This window comes from Sporosarcina sp. NCCP-2331 (assembly GCF_023707945.1).
In the GTDB taxonomy this organism is placed as follows: Bacteria; Bacillota; Bacilli; order Bacillales_A; family Planococcaceae; genus Sporosarcina; species Sporosarcina cascadiensis.
On sequence record NZ_BRCD01000013.1, the window covers coordinates 1 to 19,119 of the forward strand.

Genomic DNA, 19,119 nt, shown 5'->3' on the forward strand with positions numbered 1-19,119 from the left:
AAAAACATAGAGGAGGAAACTATATGAAAAAGTTTCTGCAGAATAAATTAAAAAATGAAAAAGGTTTGACGTTGGTTGAGTTACTGGCGGTAATTGTTATTTTGGGGATTATCGCGGCGATTGCGGTGCCGGCTATTGGGAATATTATTACGAATTCGAAGGTTAATGCTTTAAAGGCTGATGGGCAGAATGTTTTGTCAGCAGGAAATTTATATTTTACTGAAAATAGTGATGCTAGCCAAGTAACATTAAAGGAATTAACCACTGCAGAGTTCATCACTGATGCTGGTGGTTTCCCAGAAAATGCTGAAAATGTAACTGTAAAAAAAGTTGCTACAGGTAATACTATTAGCGGGACAGCTGTTAAAAAAGGGGTTAGTGTTGAATTTACTGAAGCAACTAATAAAATGATAGATAATGCGAAGGTTAAAGATGGCGGTGATGGTGTTAAAGTTAATAGAAGCGGTGCTACTGGTGAAACAACTAATTGAACTTGAGGTACCAGGTCCCCAAACAATTTGAACACAATTCAAACAAAATGATAGTAAGCAATAACTTGGCTCTGAAGTGAATTATATCTTCAGAGCCTTTTTGAATCTTATTAGCCAATGTTTGATAAAACAGCAATCAAGGAACAGATAAGTAACTAGTATCATCGACATTCAATCATACGAGGAGAGATAGTATGAAAAAAAGACTAAAAGATTTTGATGGCCTAACACTTATCGAACTTCTTGCTGTTATTGTCATTCTGGGAATTATCGGTGCTATAGCCATTCCTGCGATAGCAAACATCATTGAGAATTCAAAGATTAAAGCGGAAAAATCAAATGCTGTAAGTATTATAGAAGCTGCTGAATTGTATTTTGTTGATTACGAAGACCCGAAAGGTTATATAAAGTCAGTCGGTGTGCCAACACTTATCGAAGAAGGTTTTCTAGAAGGTGAAGGACTCGGAAACAACTCACTCTATGTGGCGGATGCAAACCCCACTTGGATCTGCGGGAACGCTGATGCAGGCAAGAATAAAATTTTATTCAAGAAAGCGACTCGAAAAATGATCGAGGACAGTGACAAAGAATTGGTTGTAGGAACAGTCCCTTGTGGTCAAATGGAAGGAGCCGAATAATATTTTATAAATTACGATGAAAATAAGCAATTTACCCTATGAATCTTTCCTTATACATCTCTGTTTGCTATACTTAAAATAACTAATCAGCCGCCTGATTCACTTTCAGCCTGCTGTCCGGAGGGAATCGCCGTATGTCCATTCTATCGAAGCTTTCAGATACCATATCGCCGTTCATGGGACGAAGAAAGCGCACGCATTCTTTGACTATCGAAGACGACGCGGTGCGCTATGTGCGTATCAAAACGCATGACCCGCTGGTGCTTGATACGGCTCAGGAAATCGCAATTCCGGCGAATGTCCTGGAAGAAGGACGGATTACCGACGAGGCGGCTCTTAAACAGGTTCTGACTGAGGCTGCGGCTGAATGGGGACTGGCGAAGCGAGATGTAGCATTCCTAGCGCCTGACGCCTATGTCATCATCCGCCGTGTCGCCTACCCGGACACCGTAGAAGACGAAGAGCTGAAAGGCCATTTTTTCATTGAAATCGGCTCCACCATCTATCTTCCATTCGACGATCCGGTGTTCGATGTCGTACCGTACACAGCGAATGCCGCACAGCATGAAGCAATTCTGATTGCATCAAAAGAAAGTGTCATGCAGGCGTATGAAGACGCGCTGGAATCAGCGAAAATGGTCCCAGTCGTGGCGGACATTGCGCCGCTGTCTCTTTATCGGCTGGCGTTTAAAGAATATCAATTCACCGGGGAAGAGCACATACTCCTCGCTGATTTACGGGGTCGCAGTCTGACGGTGTCGATTTTCTACAGTCACTTTCCGCTGTTCATCCGTTCGATGGAGCTTGAAATCCCGCTCAGTCTGACGACAGGTGAAGAGATCAATGAACATCAAGTCGAACCGACCACCATCGTTATGGAGCTAGAGAAATTGGCGAATTTCTATCGATTTAATTTGGCGGAGAATGAAGCAACCATTACGCATTTAGTATGGAATGGTACATACGGCCAGCAGGACGAGCTCTTGCAGCTGGTCAAAGAACGTCTGGCGATTGAAGCTTTTCCGCTCGTTAAGGAACCGATTCGGTGCGCGGATGGCTCGTTTATTTCCGCGGAGTATCACCGGGCGGTTGGCCTGGCGCTGAAGGAAGAGGTGTAAGTACATATGCTGGTCGATATTAACCTCCTTCCTGAGAAAATCAAGGAACGGACCACGTGGCTGTGGATTGCGGTGGGCATTTTGGTGCTCGCGCTCGTCAGCTGGGCCGTTCTGTTTTGGCTTGCTGCAAAAAATGACGAAGAAGCCCAATCGCTGCAAGCGCAGACTTTTGAGATTCAGAAACAAGAGGAAGCCATCACGTCGCAGTTGCGACCGTCTGAGTTCGGACAGGATAAAGCAGATTTGGCGAATACAGTCGAATGGCTGGAGGGCTATCAGTATAAGACTGTGCCGCTCATCCAGGAACTTGTACAAGCTTTGCCGGATCGCGGATTTTTTTTAGAATTCACATTCACCGCGCCCAATGAAGCAACATTTGATGTGCAGTTCGACGATATGGCAGAAGCGGCCCATTATTTAACGCGGATGAAGGCTTCTTCCCTGGTTACAGCTGCGACGTTTGAACAAGTGGAAACAGAAGAACTGGAAGAGGAAGACTTGGATTCGAATGTGCTGCCGAGATATACGGCCCGCTACTTTGTCCAGTTCCTCGATGAGCGGAATCTGGCAGAGACTGATGCGGTCGTTGATCCGGACGCCATTGACGAGCCCGCAGAAGAAACACCGGTTGAAGAAGATCAGTCTGCAGATGAAGAGCCGGCGCCGGACGAACAGCTGCCTGTTGAGAACGAAACAGAAGGAGGCGTTTCAAATGAGTAAGTATTTTACTAAACGCCAAATGGAAATCGGACTCGTTGTCCTGGCTTCTATTTTTCTGATTTCACTTATCTTTTATTCAGTTTATACGCTGTATCTGCCTTCTAAGGAACAGAAGGATCAGGCGGCTTTGCAGCTGTCGACGGAACGGGATGCACTGTTTGCGCTGCAGAAGCAGCTAGCGAATAAGGATGCAGAAGAAACATTCACTTCCCAGCCGTTGCAGCAGAAAGTCCCGGTCATTCCACTCGAAGACGGACTGCTTCTGCAGATAGAGAAAGCAGAAGTGAAGTCGGGCAGCCAAGTGACGAATGTGTCGTTCACCAAAGAGCTGCCGGCGATTGAAACGATGCCGGAAGAGGTACAGAATCTGGAAACTGTTCTTATGGAGGTCGAGCTGCTTGCAAATACCTATGAAGAAGTCGAGACATTCATTTATGAATTGGAAGAGACACGCCGCATTCTAAATGTCGAAACCATCCAGTTTAAAGCGACCGCCGAAAAAACAGAAGAGGATTCAGAAGTGGGTCCGATGGAGCTGGTGATCTCGTTCAATGCCTATTTCCGGCCAGATCTTGAAAACCTGCAAAATGAAGCGCCGAAATTGGACGCACCGCCGGCAGCCTCAAAAGAAGACCCGACAACAATCAACAAAATGACCGGCGACGAGAAGACGGAGTAGGAGGCAGTCTATGGAATGGGTGATCGGCAGTTTTTTCTTCCTCTACGGCATCACGTTTGGCTCGTTTTTCAACGTGGTCGGCTTACGTATACCAGTAAAAGAATCCATTGTCTCGCCGCCTTCACACTGTACAACGTGCGACCGCCGGCTGACGCTTGTGGATCTGGTGCCCGTATTCTCCTTCGTCTTCCTGAAAGGCAAGTGCCGGGGCTGCGGGGAGAAGATCAGCGCAATCTATCCGCTGATAGAACTGATTACAGGCGTACTGTTCGTTGCTGCGTATTTACACTTTGGTTTCCAGCTCGAACTCGCAGTCGCCTTACTTTTCATTTCCATGCTCGTCATTTTGACAGTATCAGACTTGAAATACATGCTGATTCCGAATAAAATCCTGCTGCCGTTTGGTCTCGCGATTTTTATATTACGAGTATTCAGCCCGCTGACGCCCTGGTGGGACAGTCTGCTCGGTGCTGCAGTCGGCTTCGGCGTCCTGCTGCTCATCGCAATCGTGTCGAACGGCGGCATGGGCGGCGGGGATATTAAGCTGTTCCTTGTCATAGGTTTAGTGCTTGGCACCATACAAACATTGTTCACTCTATTTTTAGCTTCATTAATAGGCGCGATAGTGGGCATAATCTTCCTGAAACGAACGAAGCAAGGCCGTAAAACACCAGTCCCATTCGGTCCGTCAATCGCAGTCGCTGCCCTCATCGCGTATTTTTATGGAGCGCAGCTTGTCGGATGGTATACTGATTTGTTGAATTAAAACAGAAAATATTCTAGGACAAGACGACAAGAGTCTTGTCCTTTTTCATGTTCGCTTTGGTAAAGTGGAGAAAAAAGTGGAGTGAACGCAAATGAATTTTCGCAGGTCTTATTCAAAATTCACAGTGATACGAGCAATGATTCAAGGAGTGGGCATAGGACTTGCCGCTATACTCGTCATCGGGCTGACGATTTTCAGTACAGGAGGAAAAGGGGCAGCACCTGATAAAACGGTCACAACTTCCGGACCGGGCACAGAAAACGGTGAAGATGAAAAGGCGGCTGACGGTGAGGCGATTACGATGTTCGTCAAACAGCATGGCGTTTTTTCAAGCAAAGAGTCTGCAGCGGATTTTGCAGCGGAAAATCCTTCGCTGGCCAACACGTCTATCGTGCAGGTGAGCGATCAGTTCTATATATGGGGGGCTGTCTGGCTGGAAGAGAGTCAAGTCGTGTTAAAAGAAGGGGAGGATGCATTTAAGAAGAAAATTCAGCTGGCACCGGGTACTTGTAAGACTGCAGACAGTAAACAAGTAGAAAAAGCTCTTTTCGCTGACGATCTGTCGAAAATTGATTTATCGAAAGATCAGAAAGAGAAAAAAGAATCGGACTTACAAAAGAAAATTACTGCAATCTCCGCATTTACCAAGGACTCATCCATAGCCAGACTCCATTTGCTGGCACATTATACAAGTCAGGATCCATGCTTCAAAATTCAATTTTGATTCGATTTTGTAAGGAAAATTCATTTTTCATTCTTTTTCAAAACGCCTCCAATCGCGTACACTGGTAAAAAAGGAGGTTTTCCCAATGAAATTCATCAGTACCAAACCAATCGTTCTCGCATCTTCATCACCGAGACGCAAAGAACTGCTGAAACTCGCAGGCTTAGATTTTACAGTGAAACCCAGTTACGCAGATGAGGATCTGCCCTATACGCCGAAAGAGCCTCATCTCTACGCGGTGCGTTTATCCGAAAAGAAGGCAGATGCAGTGTTTGCAGATGCGCCGGGCTCTATCGTCATTGCAGCAGACACTATCGTAGTGAGAAACGGCAGTTTGTATCCGAAGCCTGTAAACGATGCGCAGGCAGTTGAATTTCTTATGGAGCTGTCAGGACAGATCCATGAAGTGATTACAGGCGTGACTGTGTTAACAAAAGGTAAAAAGATTCAGCTTTCCAGCTTGTCACAAGTGAAGTTTCGGACACTTGATCTCGAACTTGTTGAAGAGTATGTCCGGTCCGGTGATGCGGCTGATAAAGCCGGAGCATACGGTATCCAGACGGAGGGTATGCTGTTTGTCGAATCAATCGTAGGAGAATATCAGAATATAGTCGGGCTGCCGATCGCTCAATTAATTGAACGTCTGCGTCAGGAAGAGTTAGTCGTGCTGGAAGCAGGTGCCGCAAAGCATGCCACTTGATTTAGCGCCGCAAATGATGATCCGCGATGTTCATTTGGCGGACAGGCCAAGGGAAAGATTGATTCGGGAGGGGGCCGGGAGTCTCTCGAATCAAGAGCTGCTGGCCATTTTACTGAGGACAGGGACGCGTTCCGAGTCCGTACTTGTGCTCGCTAACCGGGTATTATCGACAGTTGACCGTCTGCAGGATTTAATCGGAATGACGGTGGGAGAAATGACGGAAATTAAAGGAATAGGCGAAGCGAAAGCCGTACATATTTTGGCTGCAGCAGAGCTCGGCAAGCGGCTGTACCGGACGTCGCCGCAGGATCGTTATAAGATCCGCTCGCCTGAAGATGCAGCAAACTACTTAATGACCGATATGTCTTCGCTGAACCAGGAACATTTCGTCGTTTTATTCCTCAATGTAAAAAACGAAGTGCTTCATAAACAGACCATTTTCATCGGTAGTCTGAATTCCAGTATCGTTCATCCGAGGGAAGTGTTTCGTGAAGCGTTCAAACGTTCTGCTGCTTCGATGATAATTTCCCATAATCATCCAAGTGGTGATACTACGCCATCTAGAGAGGATATTGAAGTAACGAAGCGTTTGATGGAAGCCGGTTCGATTATGGGGATCGACGTGCTGGATCATATAATTATCGGCGATCAGAAATTCATCAGTTTGAAGGATAAGGGCTATATTTGAACGTGTCGTTAGACTGTAAGATGCATCTGAGAGACTGGGAAATCGGTCTCTTTTTTCGTGTTTTTGAGATTCTCGCGAGGCTCTGCTGTAAATTTAGTTACCTTTCCGTTATAATGTGGTGTATGCTTTTAAGAAGGCCGTTGACGGTTATGCAGAAAGGAAGAAATAATTTGTTTGGAATTGGAACGAAAGACGTAGGAATCGACCTGGGAACAGCCAATACACTAGTATTTATCAAAGGTAAAGGTATTGTGCTTCGGGAACCTTCCGTTGTAGCAAAAAATACTGTGACAAATGAAATCGTAGCAGTCGGAAGCGCTGCTAAAAATATGATTGGACGTACTCCGGGATCCATCGTGGCAACCCGCCCGATGAAAGACGGAGTGATTGCAGACTTTGAAACAACGACTGCAATGATCGAGCATTATATGAAAGAAGCAACAAAAGCGGCAGGCGGTTCATGGAAGAAGCCGAATGTCATGATTTGTGTGCCTTACGGAATTACTTCTGTTGAGCAGCGTGCAGTTATCGATGCGGCTCGCCAGGCCGGAGCGAAAGATGCGTTTACGATTGAGGAGCCTTTCGCGGCGGCAATCGGAGCAAATTTGCCGGTTTGGGAACCAACGGGAAGTATGGTCGTCGATATAGGTGGCGGTACAACTGAAGTCGCAGTTATTTCTCTCGGCGGTATTGTGACAAGTGAATCAATTCGTGTCGGTGGGGACACGATGGATTTGGCGATCATCAGCTATATCCGTAAAACTTATAACCTGACAATCGGTGAGCGTACAGCGGAAGCAATCAAAATTGAAATTGGTTCTGCCAAAGATGCTGTGAAAGCAGAAAAGATGGATATTCGCGGACGTGATCTGTTGACCGGACTTCCGAAAACGCTTGAAATTTCTTCAGAAGAAATTGTGGAAGCACTTCGTGAATCTATTTTGCAGATTGTTGAAGGAGTTAAGAAAACGCTTGAAACAACACCGCCCGAACTTTCTTCTGACGTAATGGAGCGCGGAATTGTCTTGACTGGCGGCGGCGCGATGCTTCGTAATTTGGACAAGGTCATTTCCGATGAGACGAATATGCCTGTGTTTATTGCAGAAGAGCCATTAGACTGTGTTGCTTTGGGTACCGGAAAAGCATTAGATAACTTAGAAATTATCAAAAAAATGCAAGTAAAATAATTGGAGGAGATGTAGGCAATGCCACGTTTTTTTTCCAATAAACGATTAATCATTTTATTAGTAGGAGTAATCGTCCTTGTGGCATTAATTGCATTCTCACTTCGTGACCGGAACCATTCCAATTTTCCGGAACAAGTAGTGAAGGATGTTGTCGGTTTCGGACAGTCGATGTTCACGAAACCGGCTCATTTTGTTACGGGGATCATTGAGAATATTGATACGATGCTTAATACATACGAAGAAAACAAACGATTAAAAGAGCGACTGGATGCGTATGCGGCTACCCAAGCCGAACTGGTCGACGTGAAAGCGGATAATGTGAAATTGCGTGATATTGTAAAGAAACTGGATGATCTGCGTTCCTATGAACCGATTCAGTCCACTGTCATATCACGAAATCCGGATCAATGGGAAGATAAGCTGATTGTGGATAAAGGAACGACTGACGGTGTGGAAGTCAATATGGCTGTCATTACGGCTCAAGGCCTGATCGGAAAAGTCGTTATGTCTACATCGTTTACTTCCACAGTGGAATTACTATCCACCGAGAATATTAACTTCCGTGTAGCGGCGATGATTGCTGGCGAGGAAGAGGTTTTCGGCCTGATCGAAGGATTTGACCGGCAGACACGTCAATTAATTATGAAACGCATCGATTCCAGTTTTGATGTCAAAAAAGGAATGAAGGTAACTTCTTCGGGGCTCGGAGGAATTTTCCCGAAAGGTATTTTGATAGGGGAAATTACCGAAGTTTCAACGGATGATTATGGGCTGACTAAACTCGCTTATATTCGTCCTGCAGCAAACTTCTCGATGCTCGATCACGTCATGATCGCGAAACGCTCATCGACGGTCGTGGACGGTACAGACGGAGGAAACTCTGTAGATACAGAGGGGGAGGATGAATCATGAATCGGTTCATCATCCCTCTCATTGCAGTTATATTGTTTTTCTTGGAGCCGATTTTCAGCCTGTTTTCACCGATTGAGCGAAATGGTGAGCTGTTTGTTTTCGTTCCAAGATTTTTGATTGTGTACTTAATTTTTATTGCGGCCTATTACAGCCGTCAGCGCGCAATTTTATACGCTTTCATCCTTGGCCTCTTGTATGATATGTATCACATTGATATTATTGGACTATACACATTTATGTACCCGCTTATTTGCTATGTATCTACTTTGGTCATCCGGCAGATTCAGCGGCATACATTTACGGTCATGGTATTATCATTGGTGATGATTGTATTACTCGAAATGCTTTCTTATCTATTCGCCAGTATTATCGCGCTAACATCTATTGATTTCAATGAATTCCTGGCAAGCCGGCTGCTGCCGACAGTCATCGCGAATTCGTTGTTCATCATCATGTTCGGCTGGACGTTTAAACAAATTACTTTAAAACGATTTAATCAAAAACAAGCGGGTTTTTAAGCATTGTGAGGTGATGTGGGTGACGAAATCACAAGTAGTAACGATCAAAGGAACGAAAGATGGCCTGGTGCTTCGATTGGACGACCACTGTGCTTTTTCCGATTTATTAGAAGAGCTTGAGGAAAAGGTGCAGGGGAGCGGACTTGAAGGCGTTGCAGAAGTACAGCTGCATACCGGCCATCGCTATTGTGATGAACAAGATATGAAAAGCATTCTCTCGGTCATTCATCATTCTCCTCATTTACGGGTTTCAAAGGTTCAGAGTGATGTCATATCGTTAGAAGAGTGTCAGCAAAGGCTGGTTGAAAAACAATCGGAAACGTATATCGGTATCGTACGTTCCGGACAAATCGTAAAAGCAGCCGGCGATTTAGTCATTATCGGAGATGTAAATCCGAATGCCCAGGTAATTGCAGGCGGAAGCATCTATATTCTAGGTAGGCTGAAAGGTATAGCGCATGCAGGAGCAGAAGGTAATTTTGATGCTGTCATCGCGGCATCCTGGCTGGAAGCGACACATTTAAAGATCGCGGATAAAATTGAAACAATGACTGATGAGTTAACGATTCTATCGGAACAGCCGGAAATGGAATGCGCGTATATCCATGACAACGGACAGATTGCGATAGATCGCCTCCAGGAACTGCGACATTTACGTCCGGGCCTTGCAACATTTAAAGGAGGTATATAATTTGGGAGAAGCAATTGTTATTACTTCTGGTAAGGGCGGCGTCGGCAAAACCACGACGTCAGCCAATCTTGGAACTGCCTTGGCACTGCAAGGGAAAAAAGTTTGCTTGATCGATACAGACATTGGTTTGCGGAACTTAGACGTCATTTTAGGTCTCGAGAACCGGATTATTTACGATCTGGTTGATGTCGTGGAAGGACGCTGTAAAATTCAACAGGCTCTGGTCAAGGACAAGCGTTTTGATGACCGGCTGTTTTTGCTTCCAGCTGCGCAGACTACAGACAAAAATGCCGTCAATCCGGAGCAGATGAAAAAACTGATCGGCGAATTGAAAATGGATTATGATTACATTCTGATTGACTGCCCTGCAGGAATCGAGCAGGGTTATAAAAATGCTATTGCGGGTGCAGACCGTGCGATTGTGGTTACGACGCCGGAAATTTCTGCCGTGCGCGATGCGGACCGGATTATCGGACTGCTCGAATCAGAAGAAGGTGTAGAACCGCCGAAGCTGATCATCAACCGGATTAAAAAACGTCTGATGGAAAGCGGAGACGCGCTTGATGTCAATGAAATTACCACGCATCTATCAATTGATTTGCTGGGGATCGTCCTGGATGATGAGAACGTGATCTCTTCCTCCAATAAAGGGGAGCCCGTCGTGATGGACCCTTCTAATCCCGCCGCGGTTGGCTATCGCAATATTGCGCGCCGTATTTTAGGGGAATCTGTGCCGTTAATGTCTATGGACACAGGAAAGCCGGGATTCTTTGGCAAGTTGAAAACATTATTCAGTAAATCCTAATAGCTGGTTATGCTCAGTGCCTTTACGGTGCTGAGTTTTTTCTTTTTAAGTGGAAGCTGGCGTCCAGCTGCCCGCTGGAACTGGATGACATACCCGTAAAATTCCCCGCATGTACCCTTCACTACTTTCATACACTGCAGGTAAGGGAGGGGAAGTGATGAAATGGAAAACGAAATGGATTCTCGCTTGTATATTGAGTGTGTCCGTGGTCGCTGTGGCAAAACTTGAAGAACGCCAGCTTATAAATATTCCGGTTACACAGTATGTTACGACAGGAAAAGATTTTGTCGTGATGAAAAAGTGGGTGTCTTCGTTAATTGGAGAGGAGGAATCGATTACCGTATCTTCCGGCACAGAATTTGATCCGTTTGCTTCGTATGACTCGTTTCAGCCCTATCAAGACGGTGCAATCATTTCCTATTCGCAGCCGATGCCCATCACTTCTCAAGGTAGCGGGCTTGTTGTGTTCACGGGCTATACACGGCAGTCAGGCAAAACTGTGACCGTTCAATACGATAATGGTGATGAAGTGACCTATGGCTTTGTCGGTTCGTTTTCCACATTGCCTTACACAACAGTCAGGCGGGGAGATGAAATCGCGGTGATGGATGAAGATGCAGTATATGTCCGGGTGAAACGCAACGGCATACCGCTTGAACCGACCGTACTTGCAACGTACATGACAGGCGGCCTCGAATGAAATTTCGCATTCATCCCATTTTATTACCTATTTTTCTGTTTTTTATGATTGTGGGCGGCGTCTCGCTGTATGCCATGATTTTATTTTCTTTAGTGTTTCATGAGTTAGGGCATGTTTTGGCGGCTAAACAGTCAGGAATGAAAATTCGCAGCTGTACGATCCTGCCGTACGGAGGGGAATTGCAGATCGTCAATCGGCAGCTGGCAACGAAACGGCAGCGGCTGCTCATTGCGCTGGGAGGACCGTTTGCCACAGCGATTCTGTTGCTGATCGGTCTGCTTTCAACATTTCCAGGCAGCGCACAGTTCACTCACATTCAATTCCTTCTGCTAGCTGTCAATCTATTGCCGGTCCTGCCATTAGATGGCGGACAAGCGGTTTCTGTCCTGCTTGAGAACAAACACAATAAATATGCCTCCCGCTCCGTTTTCCTGCTGTATTCGATCTTCGCATCGATCTCAATCAGCTTATTTCTGAGTACATACCTGCCTGACAGCCTTCCCTATGTAATGATCTCTGTCTTTCTCGCAATCCAAAATATCATTTCATACCGTTTCCGAAAATATGAGCAGGCATTTGAAAAGCTATCCGCATCCAGATCTTTTTCTATGGAATGAAGATTTTAGTTCCGTCGCTCGACATTTTCAGTGGTTTGAACAAAATTTGTTTTTGCAGTTTGAACCCGCTTCGGCGCTGGGGGATTGCCTTATGCGATGAGCCTGCTGGCAAAGAGCACGCCAGTTGTCTCATAGCAACGGCTAACTCCGCAGTTGCGCCTACGCTAGTGTGGAGAAAATATTTCATGCTGCTTTTTAACAAAGTACGAGTTGAGCTGGTATGTTTTAGTTTATCGACCTTGCAAACGCATTGATCACAAGAATCTTAGCTCTTATAGAATGAACACCATACATACTATAATAGTCTCAAATAATATGCTTATACTACACATCACGTAAAATGTATTAAAACACTAGCCAGTGTACCGGAGTGGAAGACGGCGACTCCGGGAGGATCAGCCCGATAGGATGAGACAATTAAAGGGAGCGAAGCGAAATTAGCGTGCAGAAGAAACTCTGTATTGCCTTAATTTCCGCAAAGAGCGCAGAAATACGGCAAAGCGAACCCTTCGCTGTTCGCTTGGCTCACCGAGGGCCCTCCGGAAAGCGTCCGTCTGAAACGCAGGGAAACGGTCTCTCTCCACTTACTCGATTTTAATTTAATTCAGCCTATCTACCAATCAAAAAACAAAACGCTTGACCTATAGTTTTCTATGTGATAATATTTTACTGTTATTGTTTGTAGCACCCGTGCTACAACCGCACTGATCAGGTACAAGAATTCCTAGTGAATCACCTGTGAAGGCGAGTCTGAGTAAATAGAGGAGGTGCAAGTATGTACGCAATTATTGAAACAGGTGGAAAACAAATCAAAGTTGAAGCTGGCCAGGAGATTTTCATTGAGAAAGTTGCTGGAGAAGCTGATGAGGTTGTTACATTTGACAAAGTTCTTTTAGTAGGTGGAGATGACGTTAAAGTCGGTGCTCCATTCGTAGAAGGCGCTACTGTAACAGGTAAAGTTGTCAAACAAGGCCGTGGAAAGAAAATTACCGTTTTCAAATACAAGCCGAAAAAGAACTACCACAAAAAACAGGGTCACCGTCAGCCATACACGAAAATTGTTATTGACGGAATCAATCTGTAATTCGATATGATTCATATCCGAATTGCGAAAGAGCCTTCCGGGCGCATCTCATCTTTTGAGATGGACGGTCATGCAGACTTTGCAGAACACGGGAAAGACTTAGTATGTGCAGGCGCTTCAGCCGTATCCTTTGGAGCGGTCAATGCAATCGCCGAACTTACTGAAACAGTACCTGAAATCGAGCAGGGAGCGGATGGCGGATACTTACGCGTGGCGTTTCCGGTGACGGATCGTGATGCTGAAGTTCAGCTGATCGTAAAAGCCATGATTGTTTCTTTACAGACGATTGAAGTGGACTATGCAGAATATATACAATTATCCTTTACAAAGTAGGAGGTGGCAGCTATGTTACGTTTGGATCTTCAGTTTTTCGCATCGAAAAAAGGAGTAGGTTCTACAAAGAACGGTCGTGACTCCCATTCAAAACGTCTTGGCGCTAAGCGTGCAGACGGACAATTCGTTTCCGGCGGTTCAATCCTTTATCGCCAGCGCGGAACAAAAATTCACCCGGGTGAAAACGTGGGACGCGGTGGAGATGATACTCTATTCGCAAAAGTTGACGGTGTCGTTCGTTTCGAACGCCTTGGCCGCGACAAAAAGAAAGTCAGTGTCTACCCGGAAGTTCAAGAAGCTTAATCGGATAGCATGACAAACAAGAAGGGACTGCACTCGTTGCAGTCCTTTTTGTATTCATTCGAAACGAACTGACGATTAGTTTAGTGATTTTCGAATGAAAATGCTATACTAAGAAGTATGAATTCAGCTGGCGGTGAAAATAATGGGGAAGAATGAACTGAAAATATCAGAAATTATGAAATTCAGTCGGCATGATCATATGAATGACATGCAATTATTACTCATGTATTTAGATATGGGAAAATATCAGGAAGCAAAAGAATGCATACTGGAAAAGACTTCAGAGATGCAGCAGTTTGCCATGCTTCAACGATTAGGACTGCCTAAAACGGAAGAATGGCTGATGATGCTGGACTGGAAATATCCTGTTTTTAACAGCCGGCTGTGTTGCGACATTGCATCTGAAGTTACTTTACCTAGAATTGATGCCATGTTGGTCGGGTACTTAGAAAGCCTTGTGAAAACAGTTATGTCGAGTATCGATCAATATGCTGAATGTACGGTCATGATTAATGTCGTGATTACAGCGCTCACATGGAGTATTCAATTATCATTTTCAGATATACAAGGTGTTTCATTTCACGCTGCAGAGGATTCTGATCTGCTGACGATTGAAATCTTGAATGAATCAGAACAATGTACGGTTATCTTGAGCGGAAAATTAGGAGGATTATAAATAATGTTTGTGGATCACGTAAAAGTATTTGTTAAAGGCGGCGACGGCGGCGATGGTATGGTCGCATTTCGTCGGGAGAAGTATATTGCTTATGGAGGTCCGTCAGGCGGTGACGGCGGTAAAGGTGCTGACGTGATTTTTGTTGTGGATGAAGGTTTGCGCACGCTCATGGATTTCCGCTACCAACGTCATTTCAAAGCACCTCGTGGAGAGCATGGAGGAAGTAAAAACATGCACGGACGCGGCGGTACGAATATGGTTATAAAGGTTCCACCCGGTACAGTCGTTAAGAACGCGGAGACAGACATCGTCATCGCTGACCTGGTAGAAGACGGGCAGCAGGCCGTCATCGCCCGCGGAGGGCGCGGAGGGCGCGGTAACAGCCGCTTTGCTACACCGCAGAATACGGCACCTGAGCTTTCTGAAAAAGGAGAGCCGGGCGTTAGTTTGGATATTGTTCTCGAATTAAAAGTACTTGCAGACGTTGGATTGGTAGGATTCCCGAGTGTCGGAAAATCTACATTGCTGTCAGTAGTTTCCGCCGCGAAACCAAAAATTGCGGATTATCATTTTACTACGCTTGTTCCGAATCTTGGAATGGTTGAAACGGATGATCACCGTACTTTTGTTATGGCGGATCTGCCTGGTTTGATTGAAGGGGCACATGAAGGAATCGGCCTCGGCCATCAATTTTTACGCCATATCGAGCGTACACGTGTTATTGTCCATGTCATCGATATGTCGGGCTTGGAAGGACGCGAACCGTTTGATGATTATCAGACGATCAATGCGGAACTTGAGCAATATAATATGCGCTTGACAGAACGTCCGCAGATTATCGTTGCAAATAAAATGGACATGCCGGATGCTGAAGAGAACTTGGCTGCATTTAAAGAAGCGCTTGGCGATGAGGAGATTCAGGTATTCCCTATCTCGGCATTGACGAGAACAGGACTGGATCCATTGCTTTATGCGATTCTGGACCTGCTTGAAACGACGCCGGAATTCCCTATGCTCGAAGAAGTAGAGGAAGAAGCGAACTCTGTATTGTACAAGCATGAATCGACCGGCCCGGATTTTGTTATTTCCCGTGACGATGACGGTGCCTATGTATTATCAGGCTATACACTTGAGCGCCTGTTTAAGATGACAGATTTCAACTTCGACCAGTCAGTCCGTAAATTCGCACGTCAGATGCGGGGAATGGGTATTGACGACGCATTGCGTGAACGCGGTGCAGAAGACGGCGACATCGTTCGGATCTTGGATTATGAATTTGAGTTCTTAGAGTAAGTTTGAAAAAGACAAATGCTCATTCTGGGGGGAGCAAAATGGAGCAAATCGGGGAAGGCCAGTTCTATCTGGTCCGGGAAGATGTGTTGACAGAATCCATGCAGAAAATGCTGGAGGCAAAAAGAATGCTGGCAAGAGGCGAAGTGACGACGATCCAGGAAGCGACAAAACGGGTCGGTCTGTCACGCAGCGCCTTTTATAAGTATCGCGATGCCGTGTTCCCGTTCGAGTCGATTGCTCGGGATCGCATTCTGACAATTTTTATTCAGCTGGAAGATTTGAAAGGTTCATTGGCGGTATTGCTGGAAATCATTTCGAAGGCGAAATGCAATGTCTTGACGATTCATCAGACAATTCCGGTTCAAGGACGTGCCAATATTACGTTGTCACTTGATGTAACAGAGATGGAAATCAAGGTGGAAGCTTTTCTGCAGCGTTTGAAAGCTCCTAGATTTATTGATTCTGTAGATTTAATCAGTTCGGGCGTCTTTTGAATACTTGAACTTGTTAGGGAGGAAAGTTTCATGACAGAGAAAAAATATGCACCGTCTGTTGCGTATTTGGGGCCAGAAGCTTCATTTACCCATATTGCAGCTGCGGATTTATTCGGCTATGAAGGCCTGACACCTCGTCCGACAATTCCAGATTGTATTGAGGCTGTCACCGCAGGGCATGTAGCGTATGCAGTCGTTCCATTGGAAAACGCACTCGAAGGTTCAGTTCCGCTGACGATCGATTATTTATTTCATGGCGGTGAATTATTTATTACCGCAGAAATTTCTACTCCGATTGAGCAGCATTTAATGGTTAATCAGGCACAAACGGAATCTATGGACCAACTGGACTCGATTCAGTCTCATCCGCACGCACTCGCTCAGTGCCATAAGTTTTTACAGTACCGTTACCGCCGGGTGCCTTTGATTCAGACGACTTCGACAGCAGCAGCGGCAAAATATATTTCCGAGAACCCAGAGTTGCGGGTTGCGGCAATCGGCAATCGCCTTGCGGCAGAAACGTATGGCTTACATATAGCAGAAGAAAATATTCATGACTATCATTTCAACCACACGCGATTCGTCGTGCTGTCGCTGCGAAAAGAAATCCTGGATCATAAAAAACATTCTGCTTCACAAAAGACTACTTTAATGGTCAAGCTGCCGGAAGACGATAAAGCCGGTATGCTGCATCAAATTTTATCGGTATTTTCCTGGCGCCGGCTGAATTTAAGTAAAATTGAGTCCCGGCCGCTGAAGACAGGACTTGGACATTATTTCTTTATTATCGATGTGAATGAATCAGAAAATCACCCGATGATGAAAGGTGCTATGGAAGAACTCGCGGCACTTGGCTGCACAGCCCGTTCGTTCGGTTCTTATTATGTGTACGAGACAGATCCATCCATCAGCTGAGCTGACAGGATGGATTTTTTCATTGTACTAAAATTTTCCCCAATGAATATATATGACAAGAGAGGAAGCCTAAATAGTAATCACCAAATTAGGCATCCGTTCATACGATGGATTGATGGAAGGGGGAATTTTTAGTGGAAGTTCATATTGTCGTCAAGGGTGATACATTATGGAAGATCGCAAGGCAGTACGGTATTCCATTTGAAGAATTAAAAAGGGTGAATGCGCATCTGGCAAATCCGGATTACATCGTTCCCGGAATGAAGATTTTTTTGCCGATGGATAAGAAAAAGCCTCAGCATAAAGGGGAACCGTCTAAACCGCAGGATAAAACACCGCAGAAACCGGTGAAACCTCAGCAGCCCGAAATGAAGCCGCCATCTAAACCGGCTCCAAAACCGCAACCACAGCCTAAACCGCAGCCGCCTGTTCAGCAAGTGCCGTCGCTGCCGCAAGCGCCGCCAATGCCCGCGCCTCAGCAGCCGTCAATGCCTTCGCATCCGGCACCTCAAATGCCGATGCAGCCGAATGTGCCGATGTGGCAGGCAGTATTTCCTGTATGTGGATGGATGCCGATTTTCGATGCAGACTGTCACCCGCATTTGCCGCAGCAGCCGATACAGCCGCCAGTACAAGCGCCAATCAAGCCGATGCCGCCTAAAGAGCCGACAAAATGGCCTGATGAATCACCTCATCATCATAAGCCGGCACCCATGCCGGACGGTTGGCAGTTAATTGAATCCAGTACGTTTCATCCGCCAAGTAAGCCGGCTCCGAAACCGCCGGCACCGATGCCGCCCGTCATGAAGCCGACGCCTGAACAGCCTAAACCCGAGCCGCAGCCAATGCCACAACCAATGCCACAGCCGATGCCACAACCAATGCCGCAGCCGATGCCAATGCCGCAACAACCTTCAATCCCGCCAAAAGCCTGTATGCCTGCAAATTGGTGCCCATCAAATCAGGATGTTTGTTCACCAGGATGGCCACAGCATCAACATATGCAGCATATGCAGCATATGCCGATGCAGCCGGAATTCATGCAGCCGGTTCAATGGTATCCATGCTATCCGACTGGCCCGATGATGCCGCTTCCTATGCCATTTCCGCAGCAGCAGCCGGGACAGCAGATGCCGCCAAATTATCCGGTGCCGATCCAGGAAGATTGGTACAGAAATACGTAATGGGATATGACAGGTGAACAGCGTTATACGAAAATAAAAAAGAATGTCTGGAAAATGGAATCCGGCGGAGCGGTCTATTCAGTAAAGAAGTATGCATCATTTGCACAAGTCGTAAAGGTTCGGCAAATACATCAATTACTTAGCGGACAAAACTTTCCACATTTCGTTCCTATTTTTGAAGAAAAGGATCCGCTGCTGATCATGCAGCCCTGGCTTGAGGGTGCGAAAGCCGTCAATTTCAAAAGACGGATTGATCGGATCGATTCTTTTCAGGCACTGCAGGCACTGCATGAAACACGCATCTCTGTTAATTGGGAATCTCTTTCTTGTCTTCCTTCTTATCATATGATTGAAAAGTGGGAAGTCCGCCTTGCCCGTTTTATAGAACTTCGGGAGATTTGCGAACAATTTTTACCTTCATCCGTTATTGAGGAATTGGTCTTATTTGGACGGAATGCATTGGATATGATTAAAAAACAGCCGGCATCTGCGGCTAAGTTGACATTACTGCATGGCGATGTCGTGCATCATAACATTTTGAGGGACGCAAGCGGGCGGATCCGATTTATCGATTTTGATTTGGCGTGCCTTGGCTCTGAGGAAGATGAATTGGTCTTATGGATGCACCGGGTCCTTCCTCAGATCTCCTATAATCCTTCATTTTTAATGGGAGAGCATCCCGCTTTGCAAAAACTGTCTAATCAAGCGCTCGCAAAACTGCTTTATCCCAATGAAGTGCTTCGCGAGTGGCTTCATCTGCTGTCCCTGCCGGCAGCGCAGCAGCAGCGAATGGTCAGCAAGCTCCTCCTCTTTACAGAAACCGCACTCTCGCACTGGCCTGGATTATGGTATGATGTAGAGCGAATGATGAAGTAGGAGGTTT

At 45.9% G+C, this 19,119-nt stretch carries 25 protein-coding genes and 1 other annotated feature; all 25 genes read left to right on the top strand.

Annotated elements, in window-relative coordinates; translation table 11 throughout:
• Window positions 1-23: 23 nt before the first annotated feature.
• The 25 genes from NCCP2331_RS09165 to NCCP2331_RS09285 all read left to right on the top strand — a co-directional run bounded on the left by NCCP2331_RS09165 (window position 24) and on the right by NCCP2331_RS09285 (window position 19,112).
• Window positions 24-491, top strand: a complete 468-nt coding sequence (locus tag NCCP2331_RS09165) for a type II secretion system protein (protein ID WP_251670172.1) — start codon at window positions 24-26, stop codon at window positions 489-491.
• Between the two features lie 194 nt (window positions 492-685).
• Window positions 686-1,129, top strand: a complete 444-nt coding sequence (locus NCCP2331_RS09170) for a prepilin-type N-terminal cleavage/methylation domain-containing protein (protein WP_251670174.1) — start codon at window positions 686-688, stop codon at window positions 1,127-1,129.
• A gap of 134 nt (window positions 1,130-1,263) precedes the next feature.
• Window positions 1,264-2,247, top strand: coding sequence for a type IV pilus biogenesis protein PilM (pilM, locus tag NCCP2331_RS09175; protein ID WP_251670176.1), 984 nt, complete (start codon window positions 1,264-1,266; stop codon window positions 2,245-2,247).
• 6 nt (window positions 2,248-2,253) lie between these two features.
• Window positions 2,254-2,967: a PilN domain-containing protein gene (locus tag NCCP2331_RS09180; RefSeq protein WP_251670178.1), complete on the top strand. Its 714-nt coding sequence runs from the start codon at window positions 2,254-2,256 to the stop codon at window positions 2,965-2,967.
• Window positions 2,960-3,646, top strand: coding sequence for a pilus assembly protein PilO (locus tag NCCP2331_RS09185; RefSeq protein WP_251670180.1), 687 nt, complete (start codon window positions 2,960-2,962; stop codon window positions 3,644-3,646). The genes NCCP2331_RS09180 and NCCP2331_RS09185 overlap by 8 nt, the downstream gene beginning before the upstream one ends.
• Window positions 3,647-3,656: 10 nt before the next feature.
• Entirely contained in the window at window positions 3,657-4,412 is a 756-nt protein-coding gene (locus NCCP2331_RS09190; RefSeq protein ID WP_251670182.1) for a prepilin peptidase, read from the top strand.
• A gap of 91 nt (window positions 4,413-4,503) precedes the next feature.
• The gene (locus tag NCCP2331_RS09195) at window positions 4,504-5,136 is read left to right on the top strand and encodes a hypothetical protein (RefSeq protein ID WP_251670183.1); all 633 of its coding nucleotides are present in this window, start codon (window positions 4,504-4,506) and stop codon (window positions 5,134-5,136) included.
• An 85-nt stretch (window positions 5,137-5,221) separates the two neighbouring features.
• Complete coding sequence (locus NCCP2331_RS09200) at window positions 5,222-5,836, top strand: Maf family protein (protein WP_153721333.1); 615 nt, start codon at window positions 5,222-5,224, stop codon at window positions 5,834-5,836.
• Window positions 5,826-6,524, top strand: a complete 699-nt coding sequence (radC, locus tag NCCP2331_RS09205; RefSeq protein ID WP_153721332.1) for a RadC family protein — start codon at window positions 5,826-5,828, stop codon at window positions 6,522-6,524. Before NCCP2331_RS09200 ends, radC begins: the two co-directional genes overlap by 11 nt.
• A gap of 170 nt (window positions 6,525-6,694) precedes the next feature.
• On the top strand, window positions 6,695-7,711 hold the full coding sequence (locus tag NCCP2331_RS09210; protein WP_153721500.1) for a rod shape-determining protein: 1,017 nt from the start codon (window positions 6,695-6,697) through the stop codon (window positions 7,709-7,711).
• Window positions 7,712-7,729: 18 nt separating this feature from the next.
• Window positions 7,730-8,623, top strand: a complete 894-nt coding sequence (mreC, locus tag NCCP2331_RS09215) for a rod shape-determining protein MreC (RefSeq protein WP_153721331.1) — start codon at window positions 7,730-7,732, stop codon at window positions 8,621-8,623.
• Complete coding sequence (gene mreD, locus NCCP2331_RS09220) at window positions 8,620-9,141, top strand: rod shape-determining protein MreD (protein WP_153721330.1); 522 nt, start codon at window positions 8,620-8,622, stop codon at window positions 9,139-9,141. Before mreC ends, mreD begins: the two co-directional genes overlap by 4 nt.
• Before the next feature lie 13 nt (window positions 9,142-9,154).
• Window positions 9,155-9,832 carry a septum site-determining protein MinC gene (gene minC, locus NCCP2331_RS09225; protein ID WP_194841073.1) on the top strand — a complete coding sequence of 226 codons (678 nt, stop codon included), beginning with the start codon at window positions 9,155-9,157 and terminating at the stop codon, window positions 9,830-9,832.
• A 1-nt stretch (window position 9,833) separates the two neighbouring features.
• On the top strand, window positions 9,834-10,637 hold the full coding sequence (gene minD / locus NCCP2331_RS09230) for a septum site-determining protein MinD (protein WP_153721328.1): 804 nt from the start codon (window positions 9,834-9,836) through the stop codon (window positions 10,635-10,637).
• A 157-nt stretch (window positions 10,638-10,794) separates the two neighbouring features.
• Window positions 10,795-11,337: a peptidoglycan DD-metalloendopeptidase family protein gene (locus tag NCCP2331_RS09235; RefSeq protein WP_251670185.1), complete on the top strand. Its 543-nt coding sequence runs from the start codon at window positions 10,795-10,797 to the stop codon at window positions 11,335-11,337.
• The gene (locus tag NCCP2331_RS09240) at window positions 11,334-11,954 is read left to right on the top strand and encodes a metalloprotease (RefSeq protein ID WP_251670187.1); all 621 of its coding nucleotides are present in this window, start codon (window positions 11,334-11,336) and stop codon (window positions 11,952-11,954) included. Before NCCP2331_RS09235 ends, NCCP2331_RS09240 begins: the two co-directional genes overlap by 4 nt.
• 687 nt (window positions 11,955-12,641) lie before the next feature.
• Window positions 12,642-12,716: a sequence feature (ribosomal protein L21 leader region), on the top strand.
• Window positions 12,717-12,729: 13 nt separating this feature from the next.
• Complete coding sequence (gene rplU, locus NCCP2331_RS09245) at window positions 12,730-13,038, top strand: 50S ribosomal protein L21 (protein WP_153721325.1); 309 nt, start codon at window positions 12,730-12,732, stop codon at window positions 13,036-13,038.
• A gap of 6 nt (window positions 13,039-13,044) precedes the next feature.
• Entirely contained in the window at window positions 13,045-13,371 is a 327-nt protein-coding gene (locus tag NCCP2331_RS09250) for a ribosomal-processing cysteine protease Prp (protein ID WP_153721324.1), read from the top strand.
• 12 nt (window positions 13,372-13,383) lie between these two features.
• Window positions 13,384-13,674 (top strand): 50S ribosomal protein L27, encoded by a 291-nt coding sequence (gene rpmA, locus NCCP2331_RS09255; RefSeq protein ID WP_153721323.1) that lies wholly within the window; start codon window positions 13,384-13,386, stop codon window positions 13,672-13,674.
• A 142-nt stretch (window positions 13,675-13,816) separates the two neighbouring features.
• Complete coding sequence (locus NCCP2331_RS09260) at window positions 13,817-14,350, top strand: Spo0B domain-containing protein (protein WP_153721322.1); 534 nt, start codon at window positions 13,817-13,819, stop codon at window positions 14,348-14,350.
• Between the two features lie 3 nt (window positions 14,351-14,353).
• Window positions 14,354-15,643: a GTPase ObgE gene (obgE, locus tag NCCP2331_RS09265; RefSeq protein ID WP_153721321.1), complete on the top strand. Its 1,290-nt coding sequence runs from the start codon at window positions 14,354-14,356 to the stop codon at window positions 15,641-15,643.
• 38 nt (window positions 15,644-15,681) lie between these two features.
• Window positions 15,682-16,137 carry an ACT domain-containing protein gene (locus NCCP2331_RS09270; protein ID WP_153721320.1) on the top strand — a complete coding sequence of 152 codons (456 nt, stop codon included), beginning with the start codon at window positions 15,682-15,684 and terminating at the stop codon, window positions 16,135-16,137.
• A 30-nt stretch (window positions 16,138-16,167) separates the two neighbouring features.
• Entirely contained in the window at window positions 16,168-17,052 is an 885-nt protein-coding gene (gene pheA / locus NCCP2331_RS09275; RefSeq protein WP_153721319.1) for a prephenate dehydratase, read from the top strand.
• A 134-nt stretch (window positions 17,053-17,186) separates the two neighbouring features.
• Entirely contained in the window at window positions 17,187-18,236 is a 1,050-nt protein-coding gene (locus tag NCCP2331_RS09280; protein ID WP_251670189.1) for a LysM peptidoglycan-binding domain-containing protein, read from the top strand.
• Between the two features lie 6 nt (window positions 18,237-18,242).
• Window positions 18,243-19,112: a phosphotransferase gene (locus NCCP2331_RS09285; RefSeq protein ID WP_153721317.1), complete on the top strand. Its 870-nt coding sequence runs from the start codon at window positions 18,243-18,245 to the stop codon at window positions 19,110-19,112.
• The last annotated feature ends 7 nt before the right edge of the window (window positions 19,113-19,119 follow it).

Coding starts and splice junctions, on each gene's coding strand:
- obgE (WP_153721321.1), top strand. CDS start 14,354: ATGTTTGTGGATCACGTAAAAGTATTTGTTAAAGGCGGCGACGGCGGC.
- NCCP2331_RS09185 (WP_251670180.1), top strand. CDS start 2,960: ATGAGTAAGTATTTTACTAAACGCCAAATGGAAATCGGACTCGTTGTC.
- rpmA (WP_153721323.1), top strand. CDS start 13,384: ATGTTACGTTTGGATCTTCAGTTTTTCGCATCGAAAAAAGGAGTAGGT.
- NCCP2331_RS09190 (WP_251670182.1), top strand. CDS start 3,657: ATGGAATGGGTGATCGGCAGTTTTTTCTTCCTCTACGGCATCACGTTT.
- mreC (WP_153721331.1), top strand. CDS start 7,730: ATGCCACGTTTTTTTTCCAATAAACGATTAATCATTTTATTAGTAGGA.
- NCCP2331_RS09285 (WP_153721317.1), top strand. CDS start 18,243: ATGACAGGTGAACAGCGTTATACGAAAATAAAAAAGAATGTCTGGAAA.
- NCCP2331_RS09180 (WP_251670178.1), top strand. CDS start 2,254: ATGCTGGTCGATATTAACCTCCTTCCTGAGAAAATCAAGGAACGGACC.
- rplU (WP_153721325.1), top strand. CDS start 12,730: ATGTACGCAATTATTGAAACAGGTGGAAAACAAATCAAAGTTGAAGCT.
- minC (WP_194841073.1), top strand. CDS start 9,155: ATGTGGGTGACGAAATCACAAGTAGTAACGATCAAAGGAACGAAAGAT.
- pilM (WP_251670176.1), top strand. CDS start 1,264: ATGTCCATTCTATCGAAGCTTTCAGATACCATATCGCCGTTCATGGGA.
- NCCP2331_RS09240 (WP_251670187.1), top strand. CDS start 11,334: ATGAAATTTCGCATTCATCCCATTTTATTACCTATTTTTCTGTTTTTT.
- NCCP2331_RS09235 (WP_251670185.1), top strand. CDS start 10,795: ATGAAATGGAAAACGAAATGGATTCTCGCTTGTATATTGAGTGTGTCC.
- NCCP2331_RS09195 (WP_251670183.1), top strand. CDS start 4,504: ATGAATTTTCGCAGGTCTTATTCAAAATTCACAGTGATACGAGCAATG.
- pheA (WP_153721319.1), top strand. CDS start 16,168: ATGACAGAGAAAAAATATGCACCGTCTGTTGCGTATTTGGGGCCAGAA.
- NCCP2331_RS09260 (WP_153721322.1), top strand. CDS start 13,817: ATGGGGAAGAATGAACTGAAAATATCAGAAATTATGAAATTCAGTCGG.
- mreD (WP_153721330.1), top strand. CDS start 8,620: ATGAATCGGTTCATCATCCCTCTCATTGCAGTTATATTGTTTTTCTTG.
- NCCP2331_RS09200 (WP_153721333.1), top strand. CDS start 5,222: ATGAAATTCATCAGTACCAAACCAATCGTTCTCGCATCTTCATCACCG.
- NCCP2331_RS09170 (WP_251670174.1), top strand. CDS start 686: ATGAAAAAAAGACTAAAAGATTTTGATGGCCTAACACTTATCGAACTT.
- NCCP2331_RS09250 (WP_153721324.1), top strand. CDS start 13,045: ATGATTCATATCCGAATTGCGAAAGAGCCTTCCGGGCGCATCTCATCT.
- radC (WP_153721332.1), top strand. CDS start 5,826: ATGCCACTTGATTTAGCGCCGCAAATGATGATCCGCGATGTTCATTTG.
- NCCP2331_RS09165 (WP_251670172.1), top strand. CDS start 24: ATGAAAAAGTTTCTGCAGAATAAATTAAAAAATGAAAAAGGTTTGACG.
- NCCP2331_RS09270 (WP_153721320.1), top strand. CDS start 15,682: ATGGAGCAAATCGGGGAAGGCCAGTTCTATCTGGTCCGGGAAGATGTG.